This window comes from Kitasatospora sp. NPDC089509, assembly GCF_044749365.1.
Lineage (GTDB): Bacteria > Actinomycetota > Actinomycetes > Streptomycetales > Streptomycetaceae > Kitasatospora.
This window is the reverse complement of the sequence record NZ_JBIVHS010000005.1, coordinates 19,125-39,462: the sequence shown is the minus strand read 5'-3', so window position 1 is coordinate 39,462 and position 20,338 is coordinate 19,125. Positions and strand designations below refer to the sequence as shown.

The following is a 20,338-nucleotide window of genomic DNA, read 5'->3' as shown; positions in this document are numbered from 1 at the left end:
AAGGAGTACCGCCGTGCCGGGCAAGAACCTCAGCCGCGAGGAAGCGCAGCAGCGAGCCGGCATCCTGGCCGTCGACGGCTACCGGATCCGGCTGGACCTCACCTCGGCCCCCGACCCGTCGGCCGCCACCTTCCGCTCCACCACCACCATCGCCTTCCGCTGCTCCGAGCCCGGCGCCGCCACCTTCCTCGACCTGCTGGCCCCGGCCGTCCGCTCGATCACCCTCAACGGCCGCGCCCTCGACCCGGCCACCGCCTACGACGGCGCCCGGGTGCACGTCGACGGCCTGGCCGCCGAGAACGTCCTCACCGTCGAGGCGGACTGCGCCTACAGCCGCACCGGCGAGGGCATGCACCGCTTCGTCGACCCGGCCGACGGCGAGACCTACCTCTACACCCACTACGAGCCGGCCGACGCCCGCCGGGTGTTCGCGAACTTCGAACAGCCCGACCTGAAGGCCCCGTTCACCTTCACGGTGACCGCCCCGGCCGTCTGGGACGTGCGCTCCAACGCCGCCCACGAGAGCACCACCGTCGAAGGCGACGCCCGCACCTGGGAGTTCGCGCCGACCAAGCCGATCTCCACCTACCTCACCGCGGTGGTGGCCGGCCCGTACCACGTGGTCACCGACCACTACAGCCGCGAGCTCGCCGACGGCAGCACCCTGGACATCCCGCTCGCCGCGCTGTGCCGCCGCTCGCTCGCCCCGCACTTCGACGCGGAGGAGATCCTCGGCGTCACCAAGCTCGGACTGGACTTCTTCCACGAGGAGTTCGACTTCCCGTACCCCTTCGGCAAGTACGACCAGTCCTTCGTCCCCGAGTACAACATCGGCGCGATGGAGAACCCCGGCTGCGTGACCTTCAAGGAGGAGTTCGTCTTCCGCTCGAAGGTCACCGACGCCGCCTACGAGTCCCGCGCGAACGTCGTGCTGCACGAGATGGCGCACATGTGGTTCGGCGACCTGGTCACCCCGCGCTGGTGGGACGACCTGTGGCTGAAGGAGTCCTTCGCCGACTTCATGGGCTCCTACGCCCTGATCGGCGCCCGCACCCGCTACTCCTCCGCCTGGGTCACCTTCGCCAACCAGCGCAAGGCCTGGGCCTACCGGCAGGACCAGTTCCCCACCACCCACCCGATCACCGCCGACATCCGCGACCTGGAGGACGCCAAGCTCAACTTCGACGGCATCACCTACGCCAAGGGCGCCTCCGTCCTCAAGCAGCTGGTCGCGTACGTCGGTTCGGAGGCCTTCTTCGAGGGCGCCCGCCGCTACTTCCAGCGGCACGCCTACGGCAACACCGAACTGGGCGACCTGCTCGGTGTTCTGGAGGAGACCAGCGGCCGCGACCTGAAGAGCTGGGCCGCCGCCTGGCTGCAGACCGCCGGCGTCGACGCGCTCACCCCGCAGGTCACCACCGACGCCGAGGGCCGGATCACCGAACTGGCCGTCCTCCAGGACGGCGACGTGCTGCGCCCGCACCGGATCGCGGTCGGCCTCTACGACCGGGACCCGGACGGCGCCCTGGTGCGCACCGAGCGGATCGAGCTGGACGTCACCGGCGCCCGCACCGTCGTCGCCGAGGCCGCCGGCCGCCCCCGCCCGGCCCTGGTGCTGCTCAACGACGAGGACCTCACCTACTGCAAGATCCGCTTCGACGACGGCTCGTTGGAGACCCTGCGCACCGGCCTCGGCGACATCCGCGACGAACTGGCCCGGGCGCTCGCCTGGTCCGCGGTCTGGAACCTCACCCGGGACGGCCTGATGCCGGCCCGCGACTACGTCGCCCTGGTGCTGCGCTTCGCCGGCCAGGAGGGCAACATCGGCGTGCTGCAGTCGCTGCACGCCCAGGCCAAGACCGCCGTCGACCTGTACGCCGCCCCCGAGTGGCGCGCCGAGGGCGCCCGGCAGCTCGCCGACGGCGCCCTGCGCGAGCTGCGCGACGCCGTCCCCGGCAGCGACCACCAGCTCGCCTGGGCCCGCTTCCTGGCCCAGACCGCGGGCGGCGCCGAGCACCTCGGCCTGGTCCGCGGCCTGCTCGCGGGCAGCGCCCGGATCGACGGCCTGGAGGTCGACCAGGAACTGCGCTGGTCGCTGTGGCTGGCGCTGGCCGCCGCCGGACAGGCCGGCGACGAGGAGCTGGCCGGGGAACTGGCCGCCGACAACACCGCGGGCGGCAAGCGCCAGTACACCCAGTGCCTGGCCGCCCGGCCCACCGCGGAGGCCAAGGCCGCCGCCTGGTCCGCCGTGGTCGACTCGGACGAGCTGCCGAGCGCCCTGGTCGAGGCCAACAGCGCGGGCTTCGCCGTCCCCGCCCAGCGCGACCTGACCGCCCTCTACGCGGCGCCGTACTTCAAGCTGCTGGAGAAGGTCTGGGCCGAGCGGACCATCGAGATCGCGATGCGGATCGTCGGCGGCTTCTTCCCGATCGCCCAGACCGACGCGCAGACCCTGGCCGAGGCGGACGCCTGGCTGGACGGCCACCCGCAGGCCGCGCCGGCGCTGCGCCGCCTGGTGCTGGAGCGCCGCGACGACCTGGCCCGCGCGCTGCGCGCGCAGGCCTGCGACCGGGCCTGAGGCCGTGGAGCCGTAAAGCCGTAGAGCCGGAGGGGCCCGCCGACCGCGTGTCGGCGGGCCCCTCCGTCGTTGCCGGGGGTCAGTCCCGGCGCAGACCGCGGTCCAGGGCGGCGATCGCGCTGCCCCGGGCGTCGTCGCCGTCCAGCGACCAGACCATCACCCCGGCCAGGTCGTTCCAGCGCGCGTAACGGGCCTTCTCGGTGAGCACCTCGGCGGTGTCGTAGCTGTAGAAGGTGGAGCCGTCGTACTTCCAGGACGCGCCGTGGTCGCGGTCCAGGTACACCTTGCCGGGCAGCGCGTTGAGCTCCTGGTAGGAGTGGTCGGGGGCGGTCGCCCCGGCCCCCTGGTACAGGCCGCCGCGCGGGCCGGGGGCGACGCCGGTCCAGCCGTGGCCGTACAGCGGGGCGCCGAGGACGAGCTGCTCGGCGGGCAGGCCGCGCTCCTGGTAGTGGGTGACGGCGCCGTCCGCGCTGCGGCCGCGGGCGTCCGGGTCGGCCGGGTCGGCGTAGAGGTTGGCCTGGTGGTTGGTGGGGCCCTTGCCCTCCCAGGGGCCGTGCAGGTCGTAGGTCATCAGGTTCAACCAGTCCACCGAGCGGCTCAGTTCGGGCAGTTCGAGCCGGTCGGCGACGGTCTCGTTGGCGGCGACGGCGGCGGTGAGCAGGGGGCGCCCGCCCTTGCGGCCGCCGAGCGCGTCGAGCTGGGTGCGGAACTCCCGCATCAGCAGGGTGTAGTTGCGCCCGTCCTCGGGGCGGACCACGTTGCCGGCGTCACCGCCGCCGCCCGGGTACTCCCAGTCGATGTCGATGCCGTCGAAGACCCCGGCGGCCGCGCCCGGGCCGCCCTCCGGGGAGCCGGCCAGGACCGGCAGGTTGCCCTTGAGGTAGAGGTCGATGCAGGAGGAGACGAACTTCTTCCGGGAGGCGTCGGTGGCGGCGGCGTCCGAGAAGTACTTGGACCAGCTCCAGCCGCCCAGCGAGATGACCGTGCGCAGCTGGGGGTTCTTCGCCTTGAGCTTGCGCAGCTGGTTGAAGTGGCCCTTGAGCCGCTGGTCCGGGGTGTCGGCGACGCCGTCGACGGACTCGGCGGCGGAGAAGGGGCGCTGGTAGTCGTCGCGGGCGTCGCCCTGCCCGGCGTCGTTGCCCTCGAAGCAGGTGCCGTCGGCGGAGACGTTGCCGAAGGCGTAGTTGACGACGGTGAGCTTGGCGGCCTGACCGGAGTCCTGGACCCGCTTGGCGGAGCTGTCGGCGCCCCACTGGGTGAAGTAGCCGACCCGCTGGCCCTTCAGCTTCGGGCCGTGCCCGTGGTGGCCGTCGGCGGCGGAGGCGGTGGCGGGGGCCGCTATCAGGGCTGCGGCGGTGGCGGCGGCGAGCAGGGCTGAGGCGCGAGTGGGCATACCGGAGCCGTTCTCTGAGGCATCGTCAAATGGTCTGGACCAGATTGCACAGAGGTTTAGTCCATCGACGGCCGCCCGCACAAGGGGGCGGGGCGGAACGGCGCAGCATGCAGAAGGGGCCGGACCGCGCGGTGCGGTCCGGCCCCCTCGGGCGCTAGCTCGGAGCTCAGCCGATCAGCGAGCGCAGCACGTACTGCAGGATGCCGCCGTTGCGGTAGTAGTCCGCCTCACCGGGGGTGTCGATGCGGACGACCGCGTCGAACTCCTTGTCACCCGCCTTGACCTTGACGGTCTTCGGGGTGCGGCCCTCGTTGAGCTCGGTCACGCCGGTGAAGGAGAAGGTCTCCTCGCCGGTCAGGCCGAGGGACTCGGCGTTCTCGCCCTCCGGGAACTGCAGCGGCAGGACGCCCATGCCGATCAGGTTCGAGCGGTGGATGCGCTCGTAGGACTCGGCGATGACGGCCTTGACGCCGAGCAGCGCGGTGCCCTTGGCGGCCCAGTCGCGGGACGAGCCGGAGCCGTACTCCTTGCCCGCCAGGACGACCAGCGGGACGCCGGCGGCCTGGTAGTTCTGCGAGGCGTCGTAGATGAACGACACCGGGGCGTCGGCCTGGGTGAAGTCGCGGGTGTAGCCGCCCTCGGTGCCCGGCGCGATCTGGTTGCGCAGACGGATGTTGGCGAAGGTGCCGCGGATCATGACCTCGTGGTTGCCACGGCGCGAGCCGTAGGAGTTGAAGTCACGCTTCTCGACGCCGTTGGCGGTCAGGTACTGCGCCGCCGGGGTGCCCGGCTTGATGTTGCCGGCCGGGGAGATGTGGTCGGTGGTGACCGAGTCGCCCAGCTTGGCCAGGACGCGGGCGCCGGCGATGTCGGTCACCGGGCTCGGGGTCTTGGCCATGCCCTCGAAGTACGGGGGCTTGCGGACGTAGGTGGACTCGGTGTCCCACTCGAAGGTGTTGCCGGTCGGGACCGGGAGCGACTGCCAGCGGTGGTCACCGGCGAAGACGTCCTGGTAGCCCTTGTCGAACATGGCCTCGTCGATGGAGCCGGCGACGGTGTCGGCGACCTCCTGCTCGGTCGGCCAGATGTCGGCGAGGAAGACGTCGTTGCCGTCGGCGTCCTGGCCCAGGGCGTCCCGGGTGATGTCGATGTTCATGTTGCCCGCGAGGGCGTAGGCGACCACCAGCGGCGGGGAGGCCAGGTAGTTCATCTTGACGTCGGGGTTGATCCGGCCCTCGAAGTTGCGGTTGCCGGAGAGCACCGAGACGACCGCGAGGTCGGCCTCGTTGACGGCGGCCGAGACCTCCTCGGGCAGCGGGCCCGAGTTGCCGATGCAGGTGACGCAGCCGTAGCCGACCAGGTTGAAGCCCAGCTTCTCCATGTACGGGAGCAGGCCGGCCTTCTCGTAGTAGTCCATGACGACCTTGGAGCCGGGCGCCAGGGTGGTCTTGACCCAGGGCTTGACGTGCAGGCCCTTCTCCACGGCCTTCTTCGCCAGCAGGGCGGCGCCCAGCATGACGGAGGGGTTGGAGGTGTTGGTGCAGGAGGTGATCGAGGCGATCACGACCGCGCCGTTGTCGATCTCGTAGGTCGAGCCGTCGGGGGCGGTGACGGCGGTCGGCTTCGAGGCCTCGGCGGAGTAGGTCGGCAGCGCCTCGGCGAACCGCTCGGCGGCCTCGGCCAGGATCACGCGGTCCTGCGGGCGCTTCGGGCCGGAGATCGACGGGACGACGGTGGAGACGTCCAGCTCCAGGTACTCCGAGTAGACCGGCTCGTGCGCCGGGTTGTGCCAGAGGCCCTGCTCCTTGGCGTAGGCCTCGACCAGGGCGAGCTGCTGCTCGTCACGGCCGGTCAGGCGCAGGTAGTTGATGGTCTCGGCGTCGATCGGGAAGATCGCGCAGGTCGAACCGAACTCCGGCGACATGTTGCCGATGGTGGCGCGGTTGGCCAGCGGGATGGAGCCGATGCCGTCGCCGTAGAACTCGACGAACTTGCCGACCACACCGTGCTTGCGCAGCATCTCGGTGATGGTGAGCACCAGGTCGGTGGCAGTGGTGCCGGCCGGCAGCTCGCCGGTCAGCTTGAAGCCGACGACGCGCGGGATCAGCATGGAGACCGGCTGGCCGAGCATGGCGGCCTCGGCCTCGATGCCGCCGACGCCCCAGCCCAGCACGCCCAGGCCGTTGACCATGGTGGTGTGCGAGTCGGTGCCGACGCAGGTGTCCGGGTACGCCTGGCCGCCGCGGACCATGACGGTGCGGGCCAGGTGCTCGATGTTCACCTGGTGGACGATGCCGGTGCCCGGCGGGACGACCTTGAACTCGTCGAAGGCGGTCTGGCCCCAGCGCAGGAACTGGTAGCGCTCCTTGTTGCGGCCGTACTCGATCTCGACGTTCTGGGTGAACGCGTCCTTGGTGCCGAACTTGTCGGCGATGACGGAGTGGTCGATGACCAGCTCGGCCGGGGCCAGCGGGTTGATCTTGGCCGGGTCGCCGCCCAGCTCCTTGACCGCCTCGCGCATGGTGGCCAGGTCGACCACGCACGGCACGCCGGTGAAGTCCTGCATGATCACGCGGGCCGGCGTGAACTGGATCTCCTGGCTCGGCTGGGCGTTCTCGTCCCAGCCGCCGAGGGCGCGGATGTGGTCGGCGGTGATGTTCGCGCCGTCCTCCGTGCGGAGCAGGTTCTCCAGCAGCACCTTGAGGCTGTAGGGCAGCCGCTCGGAACCCTCGACGGCGGAGAGCTTGAAGATCTCGTACGACTCGTCGCCCACCTGCAGCGAGCTGCGGGCGTCGAAGCTGTTCGCGGACACGACTGACTCCTTCTGGGTGCTTCGTGCGGTATCCGGCCGCCACGCGGTGGTAAGGTCAGCCTTAGTTAGGCTTGCCTAACCCGCATCGCCGGTGAGCGCCTCTCGGCAAGTATCTTGATGTCGAGATATATCGTAAGGGGCAGTTATCTCGATGTCGAGATAAACCATAGTGCATGCCGCCGCCATCACCACCGCAGGCATGCCCCGGCGGGCGACCAGTGTCCGGTGGCCGGTGCGGGCGTTGAGCAGGGTGACCGTCGCCCTGACCGTGGAAGGCCCGAACCGATGCCCGCTCCGCTCGCCACCGCCCTGCTGCCGCTGGCCCTGCTCGTCCCCGCCGCCTCGCCGGTCTCCGTCCTGGAGGCGCACTTCGACCCGGCGACCGCCTTCGTCCCGCCGGCCGCGATCAGCTACGCCGAGGACCTGGTGCCGTACGGCTCGCACGCCCGGGTCGTCACCGACCGCTCGGAGCCCGGGCGGACGGTGCTCACCCTGACGGTGGCCGGGCTCGCCCCCGACCACGAGTTCCCGGTGCACCTGCACACCGGCGACTGCGGGGCCGACCCGGCCGCCTCCGGGCCGCACTACCAGGACGTGGTCGACCCGGTGCAGCCGTCCACCGACCCGGCGTACGCCAACGACCGCAACGAACTGCGGCTGGTGCTGCGCACCGACGCGGACGGCGGCAGCACCGCCCGGGCCGCGGTGGACTGGCAGCCGCGGCCCGGGGAGGCGCGCTCGCTGGTGGTGCACGCGGGCACCCCGGCCGCGCCGCACGCGGCGGGCGACCGGGTGGCCTGCATCAAACTGGCGCGCTGACCGGCCGGGGTCCGGGGCCGGGCCGGTCGGACTGGCCGGACAGGCTGGGCCTGCCGGTTCGGCTCAGGAGCCGAGGGTGGCGACCAGGACCGCCTTGATGGTGTGCAGGCGGTTCTCGGCCTGGTCGAACACGATGGAGTGCGCCGACTCGAACAGCTCGTCGGTGCACTCCAGCTCGGTCATGCCGGTCGCCTCGTGCATCTGCCGCCCGACCACCGTGCCGAGGTCATGGAAGGCCGGCAGGCAGTGCAGGAACTTCACGTTCGGGTTGCCGGTGGCCCGGACGGTGTCCATCGACACCTGGTACGGCTTGAGCAGCTCGATCCGCTCGGCCCACACCTCCTTGGGCTCGCCCATCGAGACCCAGACGTCGGTGTAGAGGAAGTCGGCGGCGGCCACGCCCTCGGCCACGTCCTCGGTCAGGGTGATCCGGGCGCCGGTCCGCTCGGCCAGCACCTGCGCCGCTTTGCGCACCTCGTCGGCCGGCCAGAGCGCGCGCGGGGCGACGATCCGGATGTCCATGCCGAGCAGGGCGCCGGTGACCAGCAGCGAGTTGCCCATGTTGGAGCGGGCGTCGCCGAGGTAGGCGAGGGCGACCTCGGTGAGCGGCTTGGCGGTGTGCTCGGTGACGGTGAGCACGTCGGCCAGCATCTGGGTGGGGTGCCACTCGTCGGTCAGGCCGTTCCAGACCGGGACGCCGGCGTACTGGGCCAGCTCCTCGACGATCTCCTGGCCGTGGCCGCGGTACTCGATGCCGTCGAACATCCGGCCGAGCACCCGGGCGGTGTCCTTCACCGACTCCTTGTGGCCCATCTGCGAGCCGGACGGGTCCAGGTAGGTGGTGCTGGCGCCCTGGTCGTGCGCGGCGACCTCGAAGGCGCAGCGGGTGCGGGTGGAGGTCTTCTCGAAGATCAGCGCGATGTTCTTGCCGCGCAGCCGGGGCTGCTCGGTGCCCGCATACTTGGCCGCCTTGAGTCCGGCGGCGAGGTCCACCAGGAAGCGGAACTCCTGGGGCGTGAAGTCGAGCTCCTTGAGGAAGTGCCTGTTCCGGAGGTTGAAGGCCATACCGGGCTCCTGGGGTGACGGGAGTTGCGGGAAAGCGGCAAGTGTATACGACTAGCGGAATTTCTATACAGCGCGAGGTCGAAGGGAGGGGAGTCCCGGGCGGAACTCCCCTCCTTCGCCGCCTTCCGCAAGTCTCCGCCGGTCTCCGCCGCCGTCCGCCGCGCCTCCTACAGCCGCGGGTCGACCGGCTCGGACTCCAGCGCCAGCACCGCGAACACCGGCTCGTGCACCCGCCACAGCGGCTCCCCCGCCGCCAGCCGGTCCAGCGCCTCCAGACCCAGCGCGTACTCGCGCAGCGCCAGCGAGCGCTTGTGGCCCAGCGAGCGCATCCGCAGCCGCTCCAGGTGCTCGGTGTAGTCCGGGCCGTAGACGATCCGCAGGTACTCCCGGCCGCGGACCTTCACCCCCGGCTGCACCAGGCCGCCCGGCCGGCCCTCGCCGCGGACCGTCCGCACCACCGAGGCCAGCGGCTTGACCACCATGCCCTCGCCGCCCGCCGCCGTCAGGTCCTCCCACCAGGCGGTGGCGGCGGCCACCGAGACCTCGTCCTCGACGTCCACCAGCATCCGGCCGGTGCGGTGCAGCACCGGGGCCGTCGGATCGTCGGCCGCCACCAGACGGTCGATCCACGCCAGGTGCGCGTCGTGCGGGCGCACCGCGAGGTTCGCCCCCTCGGCGGCCAGCAGCTGGAACGGCGCCAGCCGGATGCCCGACAGGCCCTCGGTCGGCCAGCAGTAGCGCCGGTACGCCTCGGTGAAGGCCCGGGCGTCGGCCGCCCGGCGACGCTGGCGGGAGGCCAGCTCCCCCAGCTCCAGCCCGCGCGCGGCCGCCTGCTCCAGCGCCGACAGCACCTCGGGCAGGGCGGCCCCGGCCGCCGCGCCGACCGCGGCGTACTGGCGGCGCAACAGCTCCGCCGCCTTCAGCGACCACGGCATCAGCTCGGCGTCCAGCAGCAACCAGTCGGTGCCCAACTCCTCGAACAGGCCCGCCCGTTCGGCTGCCGAACGGACCCGGCCGAGGACCGCCGCGGTCAGCTCCTCGTCGTCCAGGAAGGCCCGGCCGGTCCGGGTCCAGATCGCGCCCGGCCCGGCCACCCCGAACCGCCGCTCCAGCGCGGCACCGTCCCGGGCGACCAGCAGCACCGCGCGCGAACCCATGTGCTTCTCCTCGCACACCAGCTGCCGGACGCCGTCCGCGCGGTAGGCGAGGAAGGCCTCCTCCGGGTGTTCCAGGTAGCCCTCCCGGCGGGAGGTCGGGCTCGGCGCCATGGTCGGCGGCAGGTAGGCGAGCAGCCGCGGGTCCAGCGCGAAGCGGCTCATCACCTCCAGGGCCGCCGCGGCGTTCTCCTCCCGGACGGCGACCCGGCCGTGCAGGGCGGTCTCCACCACCCGCCGCCCGGCCACGTCGGCGAGGTCCAGCGGGCGGCCCTCCCGGGCGCCCGGCGCGTCGCTGAGCAGCGGACGCACCGGGGCGTACCACTCCCACTCGGCCTCGACGCCCACCAGCTCGCGCTCCGGGTAGCGCAGCGCGGTCAGGCTGCCGCCGAACACGCAGCCGGTGTCCAGGCAGATGGTGTTGTTGAGGAAGCTCGCGGTCGGCACCGGGGTGTGGCCGTAGACCACCAGGGCCCGGCCGCGGTACTCCTCCGCCCACGGGTAGCGCACCGGCAGGCCGTACTCGTCGGTCTCGCCGGTGGTCTCCCCGTACAGCGCGTGCGAGCGCACCCGGCCGGAGGCACGGCCGTGGTACCGCTCCGGCAGACCGGCGTGGCAGACCACCAGGGCGCCGCCGTCCAGCAGGTAGTGGCTCACCAGGCCGCGCATGAAGGCCCGCACCTCGGCCTTGAACTCCTCGGACTCACCGGCCAGTTGGTCCAGCGACTCGCGCAGGCCGTGCGAGACGGTGACCTTCTTGCCGTCCATCGCCCGGCCGAGCTTGTTCTCGTGGTTGCCCGGCACGCAGAGCGCGTGGCCGGCCGCCACCATGCCCATCACCAGGCGCAGCACGCCCGGGGTGTCCGGGCCGCGGTCGACCAGGTCGCCGACGAACACGGCGGTGCGGCCCGCGGGGTGGACGGCGTCCACCGGGCGGCCCTCGGCATCCCGGGCGAGGACGTAGCCGAGCCGGGTCAGCAGCGTCTCCAGCTCGGAGCGGCAGCCGTGGATGTCGCCGACGATGTCGAACGGGCCGGTGAGGTGGCGCAGGTCGTTGTACCGCTTCTCCAGCTCGATCCCGGCGGCCGCCACCTCCGCCTCGCCGCGCAGGACGTGCACCTTGCGGAAGCCCTCCCGCTCCAGACCGCGCAGCGAACGCCGCAGCTCGCGGTGCTGGCGCGGGACGACGTGCGCGGGCAGCCGGCGGTCCGGGCGGGAGCGGTTGCGCTCGGCGCACACCCCGGGCGGGACGTCCAGCACGATCGCGATCGGCAGCACGTCGTGCGCGCGGGCGATCGCGACCAGCTGGCGGCGGGCCTCCGGCTGGACGTTGGTGGCGTCCACGACCGTCAGGCGGCCGGCCGCCAGCCGCTTGCCGACGATGTAGTGCAGGACGTCGAAGGCCTCGGCGGAGGCGGACTGGTCGTTCTCGTCGTCGGCCACCAGGCCGCGGCAGAAGTCGGAGGAGACCACCTGGGTGGGGAGGAAGTGGCGGCGGGCGAAGGTGGACTTGCCGGCGCCGCTGGTACCGATCAGGACGACGAGGGAGACGTCGGTGACCGGGAGACGGCGGGGGGCGGTGCTGCCGGTTTCTTCGTCGGTCATCGGGGGTCGCCTCCTTCGGTGACGGTGGTGTCGGTGTTGGTGTTGGTGGTGTTGGTGGTGTTGGTGGTGTTGGTGGTGTCGGTGTCGTCGTCGCCCTCGACACGGAACAGGGCGAGCTGGGTCGGCGGGCCGACCTCCGGGTCCCGCGGGCCGACCGGGCGCAGCTCCACCGTGTAGCCGTACGCCGCCGCGACCTTCTCCGCCCAGGCGGCGAACTCGGCCCGGGACCACTCGAAGCGGTGGTCGGCGTGCCGCGCCCGGCCCGCCGGCAGACTCTCCCAGCGGACGTTGTACTCGACGTTGGGCGTGGTGACGACGACCGCCCGCGGACGGGCCGCGCCGAACACCGCGTACTCCAGGGCGGGCAGCCGCGGCAGGTCCAGGTGCTCGATCACCTCGCACAGCACCGCCGCGTCGTAGCCCTTCAGCCGGGCGTCGGTGTACGTCAGCGCGCCCTGCGCCAGCGTCACCCGCGCCGCCTGCCGCTCGGGCAGGCGCTCCAGCCGCAGCTTGCGCTTCGCGACCTGGAGCGCCCGGGCGGACACGTCCACGCCGAGGATGCCGGTGAACCGGGCGTCCTTCAGCAGCTCACCGATCAACTCGCCCTGGCCGCAGCCGAGATCGGCGACCCGGGCGGCGCCGGTGTCGCGCAGGGCGGTGAGGATCGCGGTGCGGCGCTGCTCGGCGAGGGAGGGCGGGCGGGGCTGCTCGATCTGCTCGGGGGTGCCGGGCGTTTCGGGGGCGCTGCGGGTCTCGGGCGCTTCGGGGGTGTCGGGGGTGTCGGGGGTGTCGTCGTCCGGGCGGTCGTCGACCGCGTTGTCGACCTCCTCGACCTCGCGGTCGTCCGCCTCGGCCAGCCGGGCCAGCTCCAGGCGCTCCATCGCGACCCGGGTCAGCGACCAGCGCCGGGACAGGTAGCGCCGGGTGATCAGGGCGCGCTCCGGGTGGGCGGCCAGCCAGCCCTCACCGGCGGCGAGCAGCTTGTCCACCTCGTCCGGGGCCACCCAGTAGTGCTTGGCGCCGTCCAGCACCGGCAGCAGCACGTACAACTGCTGGAGCGCGTCGGCGAGCCGCACCGTGTCGGAGGACAGCACGAGCCGCACGTAGCGGGACTCGCCCCACTCCGGGAAGGCCTCGTCCAACGGGACCGCCGTCGCCTCCACCCGCCAGCCCAGCGGCTCGAACAGCCGGGCCGTCATCGCCGGGCCGCCGCTCCCGGGTACGCCGTCGGCGGGCGTGCCGCTCGCGGCTACGCCGTTCGCGGGTACCGCGGGCAGCTCGATCCGCAGCGGGCGGACCTGCCCCGGCAGTTCCGGGCGGAGCGGGCAGTCGCCCTTCATCGCCGAGCGGAACACCGTGCGCAGCGCCACCGCGAGCAGCGAGGACGCGGCGTACGGGCGGTCGTTGACGTACTGGGAGAGCGCGAAGTCGGGCGAGCCGCCGCGTCCCCTGCCGTTGCCCCGGCCCTTGCGGACCAGGTCGATCGGGTCGATGTCCAGCAGCAGCGCCGCCGTGCAGACCTCGTCGTCCGCCCGAGGGTAGAAGACGTGGGCCTCACCGTGCGACGTCGTGAAGCGCTGGACCTTGCCGGGATGCTTGTGCAGCAGGAACCCGAGATCCGTCGCCGGGCTCTCGGCGCTGCCGGTAGTGGAAATCGACATGAACACCCGGCCGAGTATTGCCCAGCGGACGGCGTCCGAGCACCGGGTTTTCCCGCCCCGCGGGCCGCTGGCCTGCGGCTCCGGCAGGCACGTCCGGACCCTGGGCGTGTTCGGCAGCGGAGCCCCGCATTGGTTAACGTGCACGGTGTGACTGCTGAATCCACCTCCCTCCCGAACGGCGCCGTGGCCACCGGTCTGGCCACCATCGCCGCCGACGGCACCGTCCTCGACACCTGGTACCCCGCCCCCGCGCTGGCCGCCGAGCCCGGCCCGGCCGGCACCGTGCGCCTGACCGCCGAGCAGGCCGAGGCCGAGCTCGGCGCCGGCGCGGCCGCCGCCCTGCGCACCGACGCCCGCCGCGGCGTCGAGGTGGTCGCCGTACGCACCACCATCGCCTCGCTGGACGAGAAGCCGCTCGACACCCACGACGTGTACCTGCGCCTGCACCTGCTCAGCCACCGCCTGGTCCAGCCGCACGGCCAGAACCTGGACGGCATCTTCGGTCTGCTCGCCAACGTCGCGTGGACCAGCATCGGCCCCGTCCCGGTGGACGGCGTCGAGCGGGCCCGCCTCGCCGTCCGCGCCGAGGGCGGCCAGCTCGCCGTGTACGGGATCGACAAGTTCCCGCGGATGACCGACTACGTCGCCCCGAGCGGCGTGCGCATCGCCCACGCCGACCGCGTCCGGCTCGGCGCGCACCTGGCAGCCGGCACCACCGTGATGCACGAGGGCTTCGTCAACTTCAACGCCGGCACCCTCGGCACCTCGATGGTCGAGGGCCGGATCAGCGCGGGCGTCGTGGTCGGCGACCACAGCGACATCGGCGGCGGCGCCTCGATCATGGGCACCCTGTCCGGCGGCGGCAAGCAGGTCGTCTCGGTCGGCGAGCGCTGCCTGCTCGGCGCCAACGCGGGCATCGGCATCTCGCTCGGCAACGACTGCGTGGTCGAGGCCGGCCTGTACGTCACCGCCGGCACCCGGGTCACCGCCCCGAACGGCGAGGTGGCCAAGGCCGTCGAGCTGTCCGGCCAGGACAACCTGCTGTTCCGCCGCAACTCGCAGACCGGCGCGGTCGAGGTCATCGCCCGCTCCGGCTCCTGGGGCGGCCTGAACGCGGACCTGCACGCCCACAACTGACCTGCGGGCCAAGGCCCTTGGGGGCCGAAGGCCGCTGGGGACAGCGGATCGGAGGGGCCCGGCGCCGGATGCGCCGGGCCCCTCCGGCCAGCCCCGTCACTCGCCCGGCGCCCGCCCCGCCCGTGCCGCCGTCAGCGGCTGCGCAGGACCACCAGCTGCCGGGTCGCCCTGGTCATCGCGACGTAGCGGTCGACCGCGCCCTCGACGCCGTCGCCGAAGGCCTCCGGGTCGACCAGGACGACCAGGTCGAACTCCAGCCCCTTGGCCAGCTCCGGGGTCAGCGAACGGACCCGCGCCCGCTCCCGGAAGCCCGGATCGCCGATGACGCAGGCCGTGCCCTCGTCGTGCTCCGCGAGCCAGCCGTCCAGGAGCGCCGCCAGCTCCGCCACCGACCCGTGCCGGACCGGGACGCCGCTGCTGCGCACCGAGGTCGGCACGTTGGCGTCCGGCAGCGCGGCCCGGATGGCGGGCTCGGCCTCCGCCATCACCTCCTCCGGCGTGCGGTAGTTGATGCTCAGCGAGGCCATCGTGGTGCGGTCGAGGCCGACCCGTTCGAGCCGCTCCTGCCAGGACTCGGTGAAGCCGTGCCGGGCCTGGGCGCGGTCCCCGACGATGGTGAAGCTCCGGGACGGGCAGCGCTGCAGCAGCATCTGCCACTGGGCGTCGGTCAGTTCCTGGGCCTCGTCCACCACGATGTGGGCGAACGGGCCGTCCAACGGCTCCGCGCCGGTGTCGGACAGCGCGTCCTCGTCGACCAGGGTGTCCTGGAGGTCCCGGCCGCGCAGCATCGTCACCACGCCCTCGCCGTCGTCGTCGGCCTGGATCAGGTCACCGATCACCTCCGCCATCCGCTCGCGCTCGGCCGCCACCGAGATCCGGTGGCGCTGCCGGCGCAGCGTCGCCTCACGGTCCCCCAGCCGCTGCCGGGCGGCGTCCAGCAGCGGCAGGTCGGAGACCGTCCAGGCCTGCGGGGCGTGCTTGCGCTGGAGCGTGCGGACCTCCTCCGGGGCCAGCTGGGGCGCGCACATCCGCAGGTAGGCGGGCACCGACCAGAGGTCGCCGACCAGGTCGGTCGCGTCCAGCAGCGGCCAGGCCCGGTTGAGCGTCTCCACCAGCTCCCGGTCCTGCCGCAGCGACCGTTCGAACTGCTCGGGCGTGACCTCCTCGTCCTCGTCCTGCTCCAGCTTGTCCAGCAGGATCGTGACCAGCTCGTCCCAGATCTGCTCGCGGGCCTCGTTGTGCGGGGTGCCCGGGTCCGGGGCGTCGAAGGCCTCGGACCACTCCTCGGCGCTCAGCCAGAGGTCCGCCCAGTGGGTGCTGACCTGCAGCCCCTCGGTCGGCGGCTCCTCGTAGAAGCGCACGGCCCGGTCGATCGCCCGCACCAGCCCCACCGAGGACTTCAGCCGCGCCACCTCCGGGTCGGCCTCCTCCGCCGCGCCCGCGCCCTCGGGCACCAGGTCCCGCAGGGTGCAGGTGCGCACCCCCTCCTCGCCCAGGCTGGGCAGCACGTCGGCGACGTAGTTCAGGTACGGCTGGTGCGGGCCGACGAACAGCACGCCACCGCTCCTGCCGCCGGCCCGGTGGCCGAGCCGGGGGTCGGAGTACAGCAGGTAGGCGGAGCGGTGCAGGGCGACCACGGTCTTGCCGGTGCCGGGACCGCCGTCGACCACCAGGGCGCCGCGCGAACCGGCCCGGATGATCGCGTCCTGGTCGGACTGGATGGTGGCGAGCACGTCCCGCATCCGGGCCGACCGGCTGCCGCCCAGACTGGCGATGAACGCCGACTGGTCGTCCAGCGCGACGTGCCCCGCCAGGCCCTCGGCGGTGAACACCTCGTCCCAGTAGTCGGTGATCCGGCCGCGGGTCCAGCGGTACCGGCGGCGGCTCGTCAGACCCAGCGGGTCGGCGTGGGTGGCCGCGAAGAACGGCTCGGCCGCGGGCGAACGCCAGTCGACCAGCAGCCGCCGACCCTCACTGTCGGTGAGCCCGAGCCGGCCGACGTACAGCGGCTCGGCGTCGTCCGCGGCCACGATCCGCCCCAGGCACAGGTCCAACCCGTAACGGCGCAGCGCGCGCAGCCGGCCGCTCAGCCGGTACACCTCGATGTCCCGGTCCATCGCCGCCTGCCCCGCCCCACCCGGGGCACGGCGTACGGCGTCGAGCTGGTCGGAGAGCTCGGCGATCGCCCGCTCCAGGCTCTCCGCGATGGCCGCGAAGTGCCGCTCGTCGCCCGCGACGAGGGCGGGGGCGGCCTTCGCGGACAGGCGCTCGGGGAGGTCGAAAGCGCTGGTGGTCAGGGGGTTCATGGCATCAGCTCCGATCTGAGGCCTGCGATTGTGCGCCACCAGGGGGGCCTTGCCGCAAGGCCCCCCACCCGCTATAGATTGATAGTGGCGGGAGGAGTGTTTCCCCTCCGTTCCCCGCCCTCCTCCCCCGCCCTCCTCCCCTCGTGGGCCTCCCCGGAGCTCCGGCGCTCAGTCGGCGGTACCCAGGTGCTCCGCGGCCATCTCGTCCAGTACCGCGCGGATCGGCGTGGACGTCAGATTCAGGACCGCCGACGTGTTCGCCGCGTCGAGGAGGTTGGGGCGGTCGTACAGGTACAGCATCTCCGGGAATTCGGCCATGACGGAATCCTTCCGGCCGATCTCCTCCAGTTCGGCCCTGGTCATGTGGGCCAGCTCGGGAGCAGGCACACCGGCCGCCAGCGCCAGGGACGCGGCCAGCTCACGGACCGGGGCCTGAGAGGTGGACGGCGTGTGCCAGGCCCGGCCCCACGACTCCTCGCTCCGGGCCGCGGCGATCAGCGTGCGCGCGGCGTCACCGGTGTAGGTCCAGCTGTGCGGGGCGTCGAGTTGCCCCGGGTAGGCGACGGGCGCGCCGCTCAACACCTGCGCCCCCACCATGATGGTGAACGGCGAGTAGGCGCCGGCACCGAGGTAGTCGCTCGCCCGGACCTCCGTCACCCGCACCCGGCCGGCCTCGTACGCGGCGAGCGCGTCGTGCCACATCTGCGCCCTGACGCGGCCCTTGACGCTGCTGGGTGCCATCGGAAGGTCCTCCGTGACGGGTCCGTCGACCGGCCCGTAACCATAGGTGTTGCCGAGCATCACGTAGTCCGACCCACCGCGTTCCGCAGCCACCAGCAACGAGGCGGCCAGCGGCGGGAATTGGGACGGCCACCGGTCGTAGGCCGGCATGGCGCAGTTGAACAGGACCGCCGCCCCGCGGGCCAGCTCGACCAGCCGGCCGGTGTCGGTGGCATCCACGGCCACTCGCTCGATCCGCTCGTGCAACGGCCCACCGCCCCGGCGGGTGACCAGCCGGACCTGCTCACCGGTGTCCGCCAACAGCCGCGCCGCAGCAGCGCCGGTGGCTCCGGCTCCCACGATGACGTACATGGACACGCTCGTACTCCCTGGTTGATGGTTCACGAGAAGGGGCAGGCCGCCCCGACTGCTCCACCCTCCGCCGCGGGCGGCTCGTACAGTAGTGGCCCGAATGCCAAACATCCGGAGGTTCGGGCCATGCACCGCGTCGCCGTCGTCGCCGTCCCCCCTGCCACCACCTTCGACCTGTCCATCCCCGAGTTGGTCCTCGGCGAGACGGTCGTCGACGGCCGCCCCGGCTACCGGGTCCGCGTCTGCACCGCACGCCCCGGTTTCGTCGCCACCAGCGGCAGTCTGGAGGTCACCGTTCCCCACGGGTTGGAGGCCGTCAACGACGCCGACACCGTCATCGTGACCGGGACCGGGGCCCGCGAGGACGTCGACCCGCAGGTCCTCACGGCCCTGCGCCGCGCCGCGACCGCGGGCAAACGCGTCGCCTCCATCTGCACCGGAGCATTCGTCCTCGCCCAAGCCGGACTGCTCGACGGGCGCAGCGCCACCACCTACTGGGCCAAGACCGCGGAGTTCTCCACCCGCTTCCCGTCGGTCCGGCTGCAACCCGACGTCCTGTACGTCGAGGACGGCAACGTGCTGACCTCCGCCGGGCTGTCCGCCGGCATCGACCTGTGCCTGCACCTGGTGCGTACCGACTACGGTGCGGCGACGGCCAACGCGGTCGCCAGGTTGGTGGTGGCGGCGCCGGTGCGGCCCGGCGGGCAGACACAGTTCATCGCGACACCGCTGCCACCCGAGACGGGAACCTCGCTGGCCGCGACCCGGGCCTGGGCGCTCGACCGCCTGCACGAACCGCTCACTCGCACCGACCTCGCCACCCACGCGGCGAGCAGCGTCCGCACCCTGACCCGCAGGTTCCACGAGGAGACCGGACTGAGCCCGCTGCAGTGGCTGCTCCACCAGCGCGTGATCCGGGCCCAGGAACTCCTGGAGACGACCGACCTGCCGATGGACCAGGTCGCCCGGCTCAGCGGCCTCGCCACCCCCGACTCCCTGCGTCACCACGTGTCCCGACACACCGGCCTGACTCCCACGGCCTACCGCACCGCCTTCACCCACGCCCCCCGCCGAGAAGACACCCCGAGCCCAGGCTGAGCCCCGATCCCAACCGCGTCCGACAACGGGGCCGGACCACGCCGAGAGCCCGGACCGCACGGGGCGGTCCGGGCCTTCGATCAGGACAGGGGATACGAGATTCGAACTCGTGAGGGTTGCCCCCAACACGCTTTCCAATTCTCTCGAACGCCGTCCGCCGAGGTTCACACCCGTTCTGACCTGCGTCGGAGCGAACCGCTAGGCAGCCGCCGAACCCGGCCGGACGGGGGTGAACGAGACCAGAACTGAGACCAGGAGGCTCCTCAAGCTCGACAGCATGTCCACGATGGTGGATTGACTCACGAGGAACTGTCACACCTGCCGGTCACACTTCAGGCCATGGGTGTCAGATCAGACTTCTCACTGGACCTGCAGCTCAAGTACGTTCACGAGCAGACGGCGAACGCCGAGGTGAAGCGAGCGCTCTCCTCCGTGCTCCAGCACATGAGAACCGGACGAGGTGGCCACCGCAGAGGCGGGAAACCGCTCGTGCAACTCTTGGTGGCGGCGCGCGGACACGCAGCCTCGGTGGGTGAGTGGGATGTTGTGCGTCTACTGCAGGACTCCATCGATTACGCCGAGGAACGAATCCTGCAGCCAGAGTTCGACGAGAGATATCGACTCTTTCAAGACGGCATCCGCAACCAGCGACTGCGGAGGTTTGTGGCGGGCACGCTTGAGATCAACTTCAAGTACGTCGCCGAGGCGGGGCGCGAGTATCTGGAGCAACACCCCGGTGCAGGTGTGGATGATCTGCTGGCCCACATCGACTCACTAAGCCATGACGCACGGTACCTCGTAGCACCGGAAGACCGGCCAGGACGCTACTCACTCCTTCGTGGTCGGGCGGAGAAGATGGTGTGGCTGGAACGTGTGCTCCAAGAACGGATCGATATCGAAGACCCGGGTGAAGCAGCTCAGCGGATTGCTGCGACACCGGAGGCATGGGCCCTCCTGGCCGCTGACCCAGATGGCCAGATGATCCTCCGGGCAGCCCAGCTTCAGCGGCGCTCGGCCCGTCTGGCCAGCTTGCGCATGGTGGCGGAGGACAGAACAGCCACGGAGCTGGACCTGCAACGGGCGCTGGAGGGGCAGTATTGGATCTTCGGTGGGCGTTTCGTTGGGGAAGCCGCCCAGCGCAGGTTGGTATCCGGTGACGAGGTCGACATTCCTCTGATCCGCGGTGACGGAAGCCTTCACATAGTCGAGTTGAAGCGGGCCATGAGCATGAAGGGGCCGCTGGTGAAGCAACATCGCGGAGCATGGGTGCCTACTGCTGAGGTGCACGATGCCGTAGGGCAAGCAGTCAACTACCTTGTCGGGCTGGATGAGAACCGTCAGCAGATTTTCGAAGAATTCGGCATCGAGACACGCCGAGCAAGCGCCATCGTCCTGATTGGCCATCCAGCCGTCCAGCCGAGCGTTCCGGAGCGGGAGATCAACGAAGCGCTTCGGACGTTCAACACGCACGTGAATCGTGTAGAGGTCATCACGTACAAGGAACTCATTGACAACGCCGACCGCTCTCTCGGGGATCCCTCCGGGACATAGTGACTGCACTGATGGAAGACGGCGGATGGCACGAGATTCAAACTCGTGATGGATTGCTCCCAACATG

The 20,338-nt window shown here is 71.8% G+C and carries 12 protein-coding genes; 5 read left to right on the top strand and 7 right to left on the bottom strand.

Annotation, left to right across the window (positions count from 1 at the left end; genetic code table 11):
- The first annotated feature begins 13 nt into the window (after window positions 1–13).
- Window positions 14–2,578 (top strand): aminopeptidase N, encoded by a 2,565-nt coding sequence (pepN, locus tag ACIP4P_RS12350; protein ID WP_350510913.1) that lies wholly within the window; start codon window positions 14–16, stop codon window positions 2,576–2,578.
- Between the two features lie 79 nt (window positions 2,579–2,657).
- Here the strand turns inward: pepN and ACIP4P_RS12345 are convergent, their stop codons facing one another.
- The gene (locus ACIP4P_RS12345) at window positions 2,658–3,971 is read right to left on the bottom strand and encodes a glycoside hydrolase family 18 protein (protein ID WP_400917210.1); all 1,314 of its coding nucleotides are present in this window, start codon (window positions 3,969–3,971) and stop codon (window positions 2,658–2,660) included.
- Between the two features lie 166 nt (window positions 3,972–4,137).
- On the bottom strand, window positions 4,138–6,783 hold the full coding sequence (acnA, locus tag ACIP4P_RS12340; RefSeq protein WP_350510911.1) for an aconitate hydratase AcnA: 2,646 nt from the start codon (window positions 6,781–6,783) through the stop codon (window positions 4,138–4,140).
- Window positions 6,784–7,068: 285 nt separating this feature from the next.
- Between acnA and ACIP4P_RS12335 the strand changes: the two genes are divergently transcribed.
- Complete coding sequence (locus tag ACIP4P_RS12335) at window positions 7,069–7,602, top strand: superoxide dismutase family protein (RefSeq protein ID WP_400917208.1); 534 nt, start codon at window positions 7,069–7,071, stop codon at window positions 7,600–7,602.
- Window positions 7,603–7,665: 63 nt separating this feature from the next.
- Here ACIP4P_RS12335 and argF read toward each other — a convergent pair whose 3' ends face one another.
- The 3 genes from argF to ACIP4P_RS12320 form a co-directional block, all read right to left on the bottom strand.
- Window positions 7,666–8,667 carry an ornithine carbamoyltransferase gene (gene argF / locus ACIP4P_RS12330; protein ID WP_400917206.1) on the bottom strand — a complete coding sequence of 334 codons (1,002 nt, stop codon included), beginning with the start codon at window positions 8,665–8,667 and terminating at the stop codon, window positions 7,666–7,668.
- Between the two features lie 167 nt (window positions 8,668–8,834).
- On the bottom strand, window positions 8,835–11,426 hold the full coding sequence (locus ACIP4P_RS12325) for a polynucleotide kinase-phosphatase (RefSeq protein ID WP_400917204.1): 2,592 nt from the start codon (window positions 11,424–11,426) through the stop codon (window positions 8,835–8,837).
- Window positions 11,423–13,093: a 3' terminal RNA ribose 2'-O-methyltransferase Hen1 gene (locus tag ACIP4P_RS12320; RefSeq protein ID WP_400917202.1), complete on the bottom strand. Its 1,671-nt coding sequence runs from the start codon at window positions 13,091–13,093 to the stop codon at window positions 11,423–11,425. Before ACIP4P_RS12320 ends, ACIP4P_RS12325 begins: the two co-directional genes overlap by 4 nt.
- Before the next feature lie 141 nt (window positions 13,094–13,234).
- On the opposite strand from ACIP4P_RS12320, the gene dapD reads away from it, so the two are divergent.
- Entirely contained in the window at window positions 13,235–14,224 is a 990-nt protein-coding gene (dapD, locus tag ACIP4P_RS12315; protein WP_400917200.1) for a 2,3,4,5-tetrahydropyridine-2,6-dicarboxylate N-succinyltransferase, read from the top strand.
- Between the two features lie 131 nt (window positions 14,225–14,355).
- Here dapD and helR read toward each other — a convergent pair whose 3' ends face one another.
- Window positions 14,356–16,530 carry an RNA polymerase recycling motor ATPase HelR gene (helR, locus tag ACIP4P_RS12310; protein WP_400917198.1) on the bottom strand — a complete coding sequence of 725 codons (2,175 nt, stop codon included), beginning with the start codon at window positions 16,528–16,530 and terminating at the stop codon, window positions 14,356–14,358.
- A 168-nt stretch (window positions 16,531–16,698) separates the two neighbouring features.
- Complete coding sequence (locus ACIP4P_RS12305) at window positions 16,699–17,622, bottom strand: NAD-dependent epimerase/dehydratase family protein (protein WP_400917792.1); 924 nt, start codon at window positions 17,620–17,622, stop codon at window positions 16,699–16,701.
- 126 nt (window positions 17,623–17,748) lie between these two features.
- Between ACIP4P_RS12305 and ACIP4P_RS12300 the strand changes: the two genes are divergently transcribed.
- Window positions 17,749–18,720, top strand: coding sequence for a GlxA family transcriptional regulator (locus ACIP4P_RS12300; RefSeq protein ID WP_400917196.1), 972 nt, complete (start codon window positions 17,749–17,751; stop codon window positions 18,718–18,720).
- Window positions 18,721–19,014: 294 nt separating this feature from the next.
- Window positions 19,015–20,271, top strand: a complete 1,257-nt coding sequence (locus tag ACIP4P_RS12295) for a Shedu immune nuclease family protein (RefSeq protein ID WP_400917194.1) — start codon at window positions 19,015–19,017, stop codon at window positions 20,269–20,271.
- The last annotated feature ends 67 nt before the right edge of the window (window positions 20,272–20,338 follow it).

Excerpts from the sequence above, each read along its gene's own strand:
- argF (WP_400917206.1), bottom strand. The coding sequence starts at position 8,667 with ATGGCCTTCAACCTCCGGAACAGGCACTTCCTCAAGGAGCTCGACTTC.
- helR (WP_400917198.1), bottom strand. The coding sequence starts at position 16,530 with ATGAACCCCCTGACCACCAGCGCTTTCGACCTCCCCGAGCGCCTGTCC.
- ACIP4P_RS12300 (WP_400917196.1), top strand. The coding sequence starts at position 17,749 with ATGCACCGCGTCGCCGTCGTCGCCGTCCCCCCTGCCACCACCTTCGAC.
- ACIP4P_RS12335 (WP_400917208.1), top strand. The coding sequence starts at position 7,069 with ATGCCCGCTCCGCTCGCCACCGCCCTGCTGCCGCTGGCCCTGCTCGTC.
- ACIP4P_RS12325 (WP_400917204.1), bottom strand. The coding sequence starts at position 11,426 with ATGACCGACGAAGAAACCGGCAGCACCGCCCCCCGCCGTCTCCCGGTC.
- ACIP4P_RS12305 (WP_400917792.1), bottom strand. The coding sequence starts at position 17,622 with ATGTACGTCATCGTGGGAGCCGGAGCCACCGGCGCTGCTGCGGCGCGG.
- ACIP4P_RS12345 (WP_400917210.1), bottom strand. The coding sequence starts at position 3,971 with ATGCCCACTCGCGCCTCAGCCCTGCTCGCCGCCGCCACCGCCGCAGCC.